This window comes from Thiomicrospira sp. (assembly GCF_036568485.1).
Taxonomy (GTDB): Bacteria; Pseudomonadota; Gammaproteobacteria; order Thiomicrospirales; family Thiomicrospiraceae; genus Thiomicrospira.
Window position 1 is genome coordinate 1 of the sequence record NZ_DATCSL010000016.1, and the last position, 11,244, is coordinate 11,244.

The 11,244-nt window shown below is 44.8% G+C and carries 12 protein-coding genes; 6 read left to right on the forward strand and 6 right to left on the reverse strand.

Annotated features, from left to right (window positions below; translation table 11 throughout):
• Nucleotides 1-547, reverse strand: a 547-nt coding sequence (locus VIM91_RS01995; protein WP_331863148.1) for a protein-disulfide reductase DsbD domain-containing protein, incomplete at its 3' end; no start/stop codon positions are given.
• A 247-nt stretch (nt 548-794) separates the two neighbouring features.
• On the opposite strand from VIM91_RS01995, the gene VIM91_RS02000 reads away from it, so the two are divergent.
• The 4 genes from VIM91_RS02000 (at nt 795) to VIM91_RS02015 (ending at nt 5,123) form a co-directional block, all read left to right on the forward strand.
• The gene (locus tag VIM91_RS02000) at nt 795-1,313 is read left to right on the forward strand and encodes an FxsA family protein (protein ID WP_331863149.1); all 519 of its coding nucleotides are present in this window, start codon (nt 795-797) and stop codon (nt 1,311-1,313) included.
• Nucleotides 1,314-1,349: 36 nt separating this feature from the next.
• Nucleotides 1,350-1,619, forward strand: a complete 270-nt coding sequence (locus VIM91_RS02005) for a hypothetical protein (RefSeq protein ID WP_331863150.1) — start codon at nt 1,350-1,352, stop codon at nt 1,617-1,619.
• 175 nt (nt 1,620-1,794) lie between these two features.
• Nucleotides 1,795-2,676, forward strand: a complete 882-nt coding sequence (locus VIM91_RS02010) for a phosphate/phosphite/phosphonate ABC transporter substrate-binding protein (protein WP_331863151.1) — start codon at nt 1,795-1,797, stop codon at nt 2,674-2,676.
• A complete protein-coding gene (locus VIM91_RS02015; protein WP_331863152.1) occupies nt 2,673-5,123 on the forward strand; it encodes an EAL domain-containing protein in 2,451 nt (816 codons plus the stop codon). The genes VIM91_RS02010 and VIM91_RS02015 overlap by 4 nt, the downstream gene beginning before the upstream one ends.
• On the opposite strand, the gene VIM91_RS02020 is transcribed toward VIM91_RS02015, so the two are convergent.
• The 5 genes from VIM91_RS02020 to yrfG all read right to left on the reverse strand — a co-directional run bounded on the left by VIM91_RS02020 (nt 5,101) and on the right by yrfG (nt 9,336).
• Nucleotides 5,101-5,436, reverse strand: a complete 336-nt coding sequence (locus tag VIM91_RS02020; protein WP_331863153.1) for a hypothetical protein — start codon at nt 5,434-5,436, stop codon at nt 5,101-5,103. The two genes, VIM91_RS02015 and VIM91_RS02020, sit on opposite strands and share 23 nt — an antisense overlap.
• Nucleotides 5,437-5,443: 7 nt before the next feature.
• A complete protein-coding gene (gene uup, locus VIM91_RS02025; RefSeq protein ID WP_331863154.1) occupies nt 5,444-7,357 on the reverse strand; it encodes an ATP-binding cassette ATPase Uup in 1,914 nt (637 codons plus the stop codon).
• A gap of 66 nt (nt 7,358-7,423) precedes the next feature.
• Nucleotides 7,424-8,122, reverse strand: coding sequence for a fused MFS/spermidine synthase (locus tag VIM91_RS02030; protein WP_331863155.1), 699 nt, complete (start codon nt 8,120-8,122; stop codon nt 7,424-7,426).
• Nucleotide 8,123: 1 nt separating this feature from the next.
• Entirely contained in the window at nt 8,124-8,663 is a 540-nt protein-coding gene (locus VIM91_RS02035; protein ID WP_331863156.1) for a redoxin domain-containing protein, read from the reverse strand.
• A complete protein-coding gene (yrfG, locus tag VIM91_RS02040; protein WP_331863157.1) occupies nt 8,656-9,336 on the reverse strand; it encodes a GMP/IMP nucleotidase in 681 nt (226 codons plus the stop codon). The genes VIM91_RS02035 and yrfG overlap by 8 nt, the downstream gene beginning before the upstream one ends.
• 96 nt (nt 9,337-9,432) lie before the next feature.
• Here yrfG and nudE point away from each other — a divergent pair, with 96 nt between their 5' ends.
• Both nudE and cysQ read left to right on the forward strand, forming a co-directional pair.
• The gene (gene nudE, locus VIM91_RS02045; protein ID WP_331863158.1) at nt 9,433-9,987 is read left to right on the forward strand and encodes an ADP compounds hydrolase NudE; all 555 of its coding nucleotides are present in this window, start codon (nt 9,433-9,435) and stop codon (nt 9,985-9,987) included.
• The gene (gene cysQ / locus VIM91_RS02050; protein ID WP_331863159.1) at nt 9,984-10,829 is read left to right on the forward strand and encodes a 3'(2'),5'-bisphosphate nucleotidase CysQ; all 846 of its coding nucleotides are present in this window, start codon (nt 9,984-9,986) and stop codon (nt 10,827-10,829) included. The genes nudE and cysQ overlap by 4 nt, the downstream gene beginning before the upstream one ends.
• The last annotated feature ends 415 nt before the right edge of the window (nt 10,830-11,244 follow it).

Consider the following 11,244-nt stretch of genomic DNA (forward strand, 5'->3'; position numbering starts at 1 on the left):
CGTCATCGACATCCAGCAAATCGCCAGATGAGTTAGAACCCGATGCCAGCAGTTTATTAAGTTCGGCTAAAGAGTTTACCGAGCTTAGGTCGGAGCTTGAACCTGAAGTTTGAGTGGGCAACTCCACCGATAACTTCTTGGTTTGAGGCGGATAACATACGCCATATTCTTCCGAGCAACCCTGATATTTAACAGTGATTTGCGCGTTTGAGGTTTGCGCTTGGTAAGGTACTTGGATATTAAAATCAGTTTTGTAAACGTCTACTTCACCAAACAAAGGGTCATTTTTGCGAACAGGGGTGGGAAACTGGGGCTTGGATAATTCAATCTCAGCCGACTCAACACTAATGCGTTCTTGGTATAAATAATAGCCTTTAGCAATTTTCCAGCCCACCGTTAATTTAGAATCGGAGGCTTTAATAGGTTGCAATTGGAAGGCTTGATCCGCTTCCAATAAGTCATCTTCATTTGCAAAGCCTTGGCTTGAAAACGCCAATAAACTGGCGATAAGCCAGGTTTGAATAAGTAAACGCCATGTTTGTTTCATAGTAAATTCCAATCGTATTGAATCGCTAACCCGTTGGTTTGGGAAGGTTGCCTCATCCTGAGATGATGGTGCCAATATTGGTTGCTAATTCTAGCAGACTCCATTATAGACAGGGGCAAGCTTTTAAAGTGTGAAGGGTTTGTGCAAAACCTGAACGCGTAATAACCAAGTAAATATGCGCCGATCACTTGAAAAACGAGGCAGATGATGTCATAAAAAGAGTTCATTTTTGGTTAGAGCGGAAATTATGTTTAAAGTATTTTTTATTGTTTTTATTGTTGTGCCTTTGTTAGAGCTGTATGTCTTGATTGAGGTCGGCTCAGAAATTGGCGCGTTGCCAACGATATTGTTAACAATTCTGACCGCTTTAGTCGGCGGTTTATTAATGAAATATCAGGGTTTGCAAGTGGTGCAACAAGCCCAGATGGCGGTAGCGAAAGGTGAAACCCCGCAGCAGCAGGTAATCGAAGGTATGATGATTTTCATTGGTGGCGCTATGTTGTTATTACCAGGCCTGGTGACCGACTTTTTGGGGTTCTTATTATTGTTGCCGCCGGTACGGGTCGCGTTAGCCAAACGCTGGTTGGCCAAGCGCGCGGCCAATCCGCATGGTTTTAGTTATGTGCAAACCGAATGGACCGTAAAAGATTCAGAGCCAACGCGCGTTCGCTATTACGAGTCAACACGAGAAAGTGATGTGATTGAAGGTGAAGTATTGGATTCGGATGATAAAAAATCCGATCGAGATGAGCGTTCAGCTCGGTAAATTAGATCATTTTAGTTCTAGCAAGGTGGGTGGAATATGAAGCGAGTTGGCATTGCGTTAATCATGTTTGGCTTAAGTTGGGCGAATGTGTATGCCTCTGAACTTAAATCTATTGAGGTCGGGGCGGTTGTGATGGGAACGGATGGTCAAATGAGGGTAAGCATCAACGGCCAATTTTTAACTCGCCAGAGTGAAAAAGACGGCATTAAAGTCTTAGATATGGATTACCGCCAGGTAAAGCTTAAATTCGAAGGGCAAGAGCTTATATTAAGCCCCGGCCAAAGCTGGCAAGCAAAGCAAAACTAGAATCGCCATTTTTTTAGGTATCTGACTAATTAATTTCTGCAGTATTATTGTGGGATATTATTTATACTGCTACAGAGAAGTCATGACAATGACGCTTCTTAGCGTCGTGATAATGATTATCGGCTAAGATGCAATTAGTGAGGATGCCTATGAAATTTTTTTAAAATTGGCACTATTGAGCCTGTTGCTTCTGGCTGGTTGTGAGCAATCCAATACACCCAATATCAACCTACCTTACAGTCAAACCCCTCCAACTACCTCTATTACTGTCTACCGTTTTGCAGTTCATCCATTACACAATCCTCAAAAACTGATGGAAACTTACCAACCTTTGATTAATCACATTAACCAAGGATTAGAAGGGGCTCGAATCGAGTTGGAAGCTTCGCGTGATTATCAGATTTATGAAGCTAAGATTGAACAGCGTGAACCAGCATTTATATTACCCAACCCTTGGCAAACCCTGGTGGCTATGAAAAAAGGTTATCAGGTCGTTGCGATGGCGGGTAAAGCCGAAGACTTTAAAGGTATTTTTATCGTCCGTAAGGATAGCGGCATTCGTCAGCCACAAGATTTAATTGGCAAAACCGTCGCCTACCCATCGCCCACCGCGCTAGCGGCCGCAATTATGCCGCAATATTTCTTACATCAAGCTGGTCTGAACATAAATCACGATATTCAGAATAATTATGTCGGTTCGCAAGAGTCTGCGATTATGAATGTTTATCTTGGTTCTGCCGCTGCGAGTGCAACCTGGCCACCGCCTTGGCGTGCTTTTGTAAAAGAACACCCACAAGAGGCGGCTCAACTCGAAGTTATTTGGCAAACTGAACCCTTGTTAAACAACTCGGTGATGGTAAGAGATGATGTGCCATTAGATTTGATTGAGCAAGTAAAACAACAGCTATTAAGTTTGCATCAAAGCACGCAAGGTCAGCGTATTTTGGCATTTATGGAAACCGAACAATTTTATGCATCAAATAATGCACGTTACGACTTGGTGCGAGACTATATTCAACGTTTTGAACAAGATGTACGACTTGTGAGACAGCCATGAAGCAAACCTTTGTAAAACTAAAGCATTGGTTGTTAGGAAGTGTTCGCCGTCAACTTGTGGTGGGGATGGTACTCGTGGTGACGGTATTACTTGCGTTATTTATTTGGGAGGTCACACGCGAACATCGAAACTTAATGCAAGAACTGAAAGCCGAACATGCCATGGGCTTGGCACAAAACCTGGCGAGTTCGACCGCGGTTTGGGTGGCATCACGCGACTTCTCCGGGTTGCAAAATATTATTGATAGAGTAGATAAATATCCTGACTTAACTCATGCCATTGTATTGGATCTGAATAGTCAAATATTGGCACACAACGCGTTATCTTATCGCGGACAGTACTTATTGGACATGCCTACAAAGCCGATATTAACCGTAATTCAGAAAAATCGTGACTTTATTGATCTAGTGAGTCCAATCATGTTGGCAGACCAACATATTGGTTGGGTACGTATAGGGTTAACTCAAGCGGCTGAGCTTAAACGGTTTGAAAAAATTAAATATTCGGCTCTTGTGTTTTTATTGTTCGCCGTCATTCTGTCGGCCTTGTTGGCGACGATGGCGGCGCGTTATTTAACTCGGCGCTTATATGCGATTCAAACCGTAGCCGATCAAGTCAAGTCCGGTAAACGTGCTTTACGCGTCAAACTTGATGGCATTGATGAAGCCGCACAATTAGCCAAGCGCTTTAATATGATGCTCGATACTTTGGTAAAGCGCGAAACAGAAATAGTCGAATCACACCAGGCTCTGGAGAAAAGTGAAAACCGTTTAAATCAAATTATGGCCGTCAACCATGAAGGTATTTGGGATTGGGATATTAAAGCCGGCAAGGTTATTCATAATCAAAGTTGGGCCGACCTAATAGGGCTAACGGATGGCTTGTTAGAACACTCTGACGATGTTTTCTTTAAGGCCGTTCACCCAGATGATCGAGAAAAAGTAAGTTATGCGGTTAACGAGTGCTTTAAATTCAAAGGCCATTACCGTTTGGAATATCGTTTTATACAAATGACCACAGGGCAAGAAGTTTGGGTGCAAGACCGAGGTGATGTGGTTGAACGTGATGCGGACGGCAATCCTTTACGCATGGTGGGTGGATTTTATGAGGTGACTGAACGAAAACAGGCTGAAGAAGCGATTGAGAACTTGGCATTTTATGATCCGCTGACGCAATTACCAAATCGGCGTTTATTACAAGACCGCTTACAGCAAGAAATGGCCGTGACCGATCGCAGTAAACGGGTATGTGCATTAATGTTTATTGATCTGGATGATTTCAAAACCTTAAACGATACCTTGGGGCACGATACCGGCGATGAATTGTTACGCCAGGTGTCTGTGAGGTTGAAAGAAAATGTACGAGATGGCGACACGGTGGCACGCATTGGTGGGGATGAATTTGTCTTGATGTTGCCAGACATAGACCGAGACTGGAATCATGCCGCTACCCAAGCAGAGCAGGTAGCCCAAAAAGTTTTACGCGTTTTAAATCAGCCTTATCAATTAAGCTCAATGGCTTATCACAACACGCCTAGTATTGGAGTTAAGTTATTTTCCGGCCACCGCGAAACCTTAGAAGAACTGCTCAAACATGCCGATTTGGCGATGTATCAAGCCAAAGCGAAAGGCCGAAACACAATTCGTTTTTACGATAAAACCATGCAAGAGGTGGTACACGCTAAAGCCTTGATGGAAGCCAGTATGCGCCAGGCGATTATAGAGCATCAGTTTGTTTTGTTTTATCAACCTCAAGTTGATATTGATGGCAGAGTGATCGGTGCCGAAGCCTTACTGCGCTGGCTTGACCCAGAACATGGTTTAGTTGCGCCGAATGTGTTTATTCCACTGGCTGAAGAAAACGGTTTGATTTTGCCGATTGGTCGGTGGGTTTTACAAGCCGCTTGTGAACAATTGGTAGCTTGGTCAAACCAGCCTTCTACCGAGTCGTTGATGATTGCCGTCAATGTGAGTGCGCGTCAATTTCATCAAAGTGATTTGGTTGAAGAGGTAGAGCAAATTTGTCGCCAAACCGGAGCCAATCCGCGTCGTCTAAAGCTGGAATTAACTGAAAGTGTGTTGGTTAAAGACATGGAAGATGTGATTGATAAAATGCAGGCACTCAAAAAGCTTGGGGTAAGCTTCTCATTGGATGATTTTGGTACAGGTTATTCATCGCTGTCTTATCTCAAACGTTTACCGATAGATCAGCTCAAAATTGATCAAGCTTTTGTGCGCGATATTATTGACGATAGCAACGATGCCGCCATTGCACGAGCGGTTATTGCTTTGGCTGATAGCATGGAATTTGATGTGATAGCAGAAGGAGTTGAAACCCCAGAGCAACACCAAATGTTAAGCGAAATGGGGTGCCGAGTTTTCCAGGGTTATTTGTTTGGTAAGCCGCGGCCGATTGATGAGTTTTTTAATCAAAACGCAAAATCCTAAAACTCACCAGGCCTGGTGGTTGCAGTTCAAAACGTACTTTTTCGCTGATTCGGCCTTCGTCGAGTTGGTCGGCGCAGGCATTGTTGATTTGCCAGCCAAAGCTGTAGTGCATTAAATAACGTTGTTCGCCTAGATGTTCAATCGAGTCGATTTGCATGTCGCCAGTGTAATTGGCGAAGTGGCTGATATGCGACAAATCAGTAATCAGTTCAGCTTCCATCTCACTTAAGCGGACCCGTAACGCGTCAGCCAGTTGCTGGCTTAAGTTTTCGCTGTCTGCTGTGTTGGTATTTAAATCCAGTTCAATCTTCATACAAATATCAGTTTAATAGGCTTTCTAAGCGTTCCCAGTCGGCAAACGCCTGTTCCAGTTCGGCTTCTTTTTTATTTAGTTCGGCCAACACGGCTTGAACCTTGGCGTCTTCTTGCTGATAAAAATCGGCATCCGTCATCTGCGCGCCTAAAGCTTCCAACTCCGATTCAAGCGCCTCAATTTTAGCGGGCAGGGCATCGTATTCGCGCTGGTCTTTATAGCTGAGTTTTTTGGCCGGTTTGCTGGTTTCGGCTGCGGGCTGAGACGCTTTTGTTTCCGCAGGCATACTGGTTTGGCCAGCAGGCTTGGGTTTAGTTTGATCTAGGTTTGGGCGCTGGCGAATCCAATCATCGTAGCCACCGACGTATTCGTTCACCAGGCCTGGTGCATCAAATACAATTGAGCTGGTGACCACGTTATTTAAAAAGGCACGGTCATGGCTGACAATTAATACCGTGCCAGCGTAGTTCATTAATAAGTCTTCCAACAGCTCAAGCGTTTCGACATCCAAATCGTTGGTGGGCTCATCCAAAATTAATAGATTGGATGGTTTGGCAAAGACTTGCGCCAACAACAATCGATTACGTTCGCCACCGGATAAAGACTTAACCGGCTGGCGCGCACGATCTGGTGCAAACAGAAAGTCGCTTAGATAACCAATAATGTGTTTACGCACGCCGTTGATTTCGACATGGTCACTTGAATCCATCACGTTTTCGGCCACTGACAGGTTTTCATCCAGTTTGGCGCGGTGCTGGTCAAAGTAAGCGATTTGCAAATTGGTGCCCAATTCCACAGAGCCTTGATTAGGCTGTTGTTTGCCTAGCAATAGTTTTAATAGGGTCGACTTACCGCAACCGTTCGGGCCGATTAAACCGACTTTGTCGCCGCGCATAATCACGCAGGAGAAGTCTTTCACTATGGTTTTATCCGGCCAAGCGAAGCTTAGGTCTTTTATTTCGATGACTTTTTTGCCGGAGTTTTCGCCCAGGTTCACTTGTAAATTAGCCGTGCCTTGTTGGCTACGACGCGCTTGGTGTTCTAAACGCAGTTTTTCTAACGCACGAACGCGGCCTTCGTTGCGAGTGCGGCGGGCTTTAATGCCTTGGCGAATCCAGACTTCTTCTTGCGCGAGTTTTTTATCAAACTCAGCATTGGCCTTAGCCTCGGCTTCTAAATGCGCTTGTTTGCGTTCTAAAAAGGTGGCGTAATCGCATTCCCAGCTCGACAAGTGGCCACGATCTACCTCAACAATGCGCGTGGCCAATGCTTGTAAAAAAGCGCGGTCATGCGTAATAAAAATTAAAGCACAGCGCAGGCTTTTCAAAAAGCCTTCTAGCCATTGAATTGACGGAATATCTAAATGGTTAGTGGGCTCGTCCAATAACAAAACATCCGGCTCTTGTACCAAAGCTTGAGCTAATAACACACGTCGTTTCATACCACCGGATAATGAAGAAAACTCGTCATCGGTTGGCAAACCGAGTTTGGATAAAATCGTATCGACACGTTGATTCATTTCCCAACCGTTTTGCGATTCGATGGTTTGTTGCAGTTTTTGCAAACGCTCCATCGCTTCGTCCGTTACCTCTTGGCCGAGGGCTTGGGCTGCGTGATGATAGGCTTTTAACACTTCACCAATATCGCCTAAACCTTGCGCGACCACATCAAATACCGTGCCTTGCACATCGTGCGGCACTTCCTGCTGCAGTTTCGCAATATGCACGCCGTCTTGCACGATGCGCGTGCCCTCATCGGCCGGCTGAATGCCTTCGATAATCTTAAGCAGGGTGGATTTGCCTTCGCCATTGCGCCCGACAATACAAACGCGCTCGTTTGGCTCGACTTGAAAATGGATTTTGCTGAGCAGGGGCGCGGCGCCAAAGCTTAAAGAAATGTCGCGTAAGAATAATAAAGCCATGATAACGAATCAGTCTCGAATAAAAATGTGGAGCTATTTTAGCAGGGTTTGCACCAGGCCTGGTGGTTAGCGTGCTTGATATTGTAGGATCAAGTTTTTGCTGGAATGAATCGGGAAGAGTTCAATCGGCCCTTGTGATTCAAAAAACTGAATGACTTTTAAGGTGGGTTCGGGGGTGCTTTGCCACAGGTTGAAAAGCACCAGGCCTGGTGCTTTCACTTGTTCGACGAGTTGGTTTAAAAACGCGGCTTGGCAAAAAGCATCTGGCATGCCGTTTTCATTAAACACATCAACTACGATCACATCGTAAGCTTGATCGTTATGTTGTATAAACTCGGCCGCATCCTGCGCTAGAGTTTGAATATTTTTATGAAACGGTAGATGAAAAAAATCATGTGCAATATCGATCACACTTTGGCGCAAATCCACCAGGGTCATTTGCAGTTTGGGTTCGGAGATAAAGAGTTTGCTTGCCAGCGAGCCACCGCCCACGCCCAGCATTAATAGGTTTTTGAGTGGCTTCTGGTAGGAAAAATCGGCAATTTTTTGTTCCAGCACTTGTTGGTATTCAAAGGCTAAACTAAGGGGGGCTTGAAAAAAGTAACGGCTTTGTTTGACGGCTGAATCAAAATGTAAACTGCGACAGATTTGGGTATCGATCACCTGAATTAACCCGTATTCATCTCGTTCGGCGTGGATAATTTCGCCACCATAACGCGGTTTAGGCGATGGGGTTTGGCGACTGAAACGGAACGGGTTGATCAATTTAGGAAGCTCCCCCGCGATTTGCCCACCATAATCGTGTTCGTAAACCCCAGCTAGAGCTTAAACCCACCTCAATAAAGGTGATTTCACCTTGCGCATTAACAATGAAATCGGCCGGAACCGCTCGCGCACCGTATTGTTTAAACAGTGAGCCGTCGGCATCATTAATAATAAAACGCGGGTTCATATTATGTTGTTCGGCATAGTCTAGCAGTGTTTGGTCATCGCCTGATTGGGTGGCGACGTTAATCACATGATAGTCTTTCGCAAGCGCTTCAACCCCGTCGCGTGAGAATTCACAAATCGGACACCAGGTTGCCCAAAAATGAATTAATACCGCCTCGCCTTCAAAATCCTGCAAACTTAGATTTTCGCCCATTAAGTTGCTCGCTTCAAAAGCGGGGGCCACATCGCGCACCACGTCCCCTTGCATAAAAGGACGAATCATTAAATAGAGTATAAAAAAACCAACTAGCCAAATGCCGTTGTTAATCCACTTGTTTTGCCAAGCTTGCTTTAATCGAGACCGCAGGTTACTCATTTAAAGCCCCTTGGCGTAGCGGCATAATTTCGGCAAAAAACTCAAAATAGTCGAAACCTTGCGGGTCGATTCGATCCATTTGCGGGCTGACATGTACCGCCGCCAATAAATGGGCAATGCTATATTGTTCAGCGGTTTCCAGCGCACGAATGTTGTCGTCAATTAACAGGGTTCGGGCTGGATCATACGGAATCACTGATTGAATATGGTTCCAAATCGCCATGTTTTCTTTGGGGGTGCCAAAATCGTGAGCTGAAATTAAATGATCAAAGTAGGGGGCAATTTGGGTCATTTCTAGTTTTAACGCCAAGCTGTCACGATGCGCATTGGTGACCATCACGACTTTTTTATTTAGCTGGCGCAGTTGGGCTAAAAAGGTCATCACATCTGGGTGCGCACGAATTAAATGTTTGATTTCACGTTTTAAATCCGCAATCGACAAGCCAAAGCGCTCACTCCAATAGTCCAAACAATACCAGTTTAAGGTACCTGTTTGCTCTTGAATGGCGGTTCGAACCTGTTTTTTGGCTTCATCAAACCCAATGTTATGGTGCAAGGCGTAAGCTTCCGGCAAATAATCCATCCAAAACGACCAATCAAAATGCAGGTCGAGTAGGGTGCCGTCCATATCTAATAATACTGTGTCGATTTCATCCCACGCTAGGTTTGACATAATCGCTCCTTTAGTTTGATCTACCGCTATTTGGTCAACGCGTTTTAAGCGGGTTATTAAGTTGAAGCCATCGCGGCCATGACGTATGATTTGTTCATGAATTCTAAAAAAAGACCTTCCATTTTAGCTGAAAATATCGTGATGCAGTCACGAATCTTCACCGTGCAAGCCCAACACCTTGAGTTTTCAAATGGTGTGCAGGTGCATTATGAGCGTTTGATGGGGCATCAGGATGGTGCAGTATTAATTGTGCCCATGTTGGATGATGAAACCTTGTTGTTAATTCGCGAATACAGTGCCGGAGTGGGGCGTTATGAATTGGGTTTTCCTAAAGGCAAAATTGATCCGGGCGAAACTTGGTTGGAAGCCGGCACGCGCGAATGTATAGAAGAAATTGGTTTTCGCCCTTTGCAATTGGATTATCTTGATCAAGTCACGTTGGCGGCTGGCTATATGAATCATCATACGCACTTGGTTTTGGCGCGTGGATTAGTGGCCGATTCGGCGGAAGGGGATGAGCCCGAACCGCTCGAAGTGGTGCATTGGCGGCTTGATGATTGGCCAAAGTTACTGGCGCATCCGGACTTCAGCGAAGGACGGGCTTATGCCGCGTTATTTTTAATGCTTCAAAAACTAGGACGTTTAGCATGACGCCAACGGCAGTATTCCCCAGTTTAAACGACTACCAGGCCTGGTTGCCTGCCGTTTGTCAAGCCGCTCATCAAGCGGGTGAGCAGATTTTAGAGATTTACCGTTGTGCCGATTGCGAAATCGAACAAAAAGCGGATGGCTCGCCTGTGACCTTAGCGGACAAACAAGCCGATAGATTGATTCGTTTAGCTTTAGCAAAACTGACGCCTCATATTCCAGTAGTGAGTGAAGAAAATGTCGAATCCACGCCTTTTTCAGAACGCCAGGCCTGGCAGGTATATTGGTTGGTTGACCCTTTAGATGGCACCAAAGAATTTATAGAGCGCACGGATGAGTTTTGCGTCAATATTGCCCTAATTGTGAACCAACAACCGGTTTTGGGTGTTGTCTACGGCCCAGTACTGGATGTCACCTATTGCGCGATAGTCGGGCAACCGGCTACCAAAACCTACCAAAATCAAACCCGCACCATTCAAGTGCGCCAACCCATAACCCAGCCAGTTAAAATTGCCGTCAGTCGTCGGCATGGCAGCAAGGTCAAAGCTTTTCAAGCGGCTTTACCCCATAGCCAAACGGTCCACATGGGATCGGCCTTAAAATCCTGCTTAGTGGCGGAAGGCGTGGCTGATGTTTATCCCCGCTTTGGCCCCACTTCGCATTGGGATACAGCCGCCTCACAAGTGATTGTCGAATCGGCCGGCGGGCGCATTGTCGATGCTCAAGGTCAGGATTTGCGATACCAGCCAACGGCGTCCTTACTTAATCCTTATTTTATGGTGGTCGGAGATGCCCAGTTCAATTGGCCGGTGTTTCCGTTGCCACCTAAAAGACATATAGTCTAAGCTTTATTTTCGATAGCTCGCCATCTGGACTATATTTTTTCTCGTCTTTTCTATCTTTTCCGATCAGATGTTCTTTTTAAGAAAATAGCCATTAAAATCATGTGGTTATGATCGTTTATCTGATATCCCTATATATTTTATTTATATCATCAAATTCAATTATAAATTAATTGAATATAGGTATAAAAACTCAAAAGGTTATAAAAAACAATCGATTAGGAATCAGATGATCATTTTATTACCATATTATTAAATTCTAATTACAAGCCTTAATAAGGCTATAAAAATGTTCTTATGTAAATTACGCAATTTTTTATTGTCGCTGAGCTTGCTCTCGTGTTTAATTGCCTGAACATTTTTTTCACAAAGTGGTTTTTTTGTCTTCTTAGCACTTTAGTGGGAAATGTGTAAATCA

What these genes read in the sequence shown, in the direction of transcription:
- VIM91_RS02000 (WP_331863149.1), top strand. Translation starts at nt 795, where the DNA reads ATGTTTAAAGTATTTTTTATTGTTTTTATTGTTGTGCCTTTGTTAGAG.
- VIM91_RS02005 (WP_331863150.1), top strand. Translation starts at nt 1,350, where the DNA reads ATGAAGCGAGTTGGCATTGCGTTAATCATGTTTGGCTTAAGTTGGGCG.
- VIM91_RS02015 (WP_331863152.1), top strand. Translation starts at nt 2,673, where the DNA reads ATGAAGCAAACCTTTGTAAAACTAAAGCATTGGTTGTTAGGAAGTGTT.
- VIM91_RS02020 (WP_331863153.1), bottom strand. Translation starts at nt 5,436, where the DNA reads ATGAAGATTGAACTGGATTTAAATACCAACACAGCAGACAGCGAAAAC.
- uup (WP_331863154.1), bottom strand. Translation starts at nt 7,357, where the DNA reads ATGGCTTTATTATTCTTACGCGACATTTCTTTAAGCTTTGGCGCCGCG.
- VIM91_RS02035 (WP_331863156.1), bottom strand. Translation starts at nt 8,663, where the DNA reads ATGAGTAACCTGCGGTCTCGATTAAAGCAAGCTTGGCAAAACAAGTGG.
- yrfG (WP_331863157.1), bottom strand. Translation starts at nt 9,336, where the DNA reads ATGTCAAACCTAGCGTGGGATGAAATCGACACAGTATTATTAGATATG.
- nudE (WP_331863158.1), top strand. Translation starts at nt 9,433, where the DNA reads ATGAATTCTAAAAAAAGACCTTCCATTTTAGCTGAAAATATCGTGATG.
- cysQ (WP_331863159.1), top strand. Translation starts at nt 9,984, where the DNA reads ATGACGCCAACGGCAGTATTCCCCAGTTTAAACGACTACCAGGCCTGG.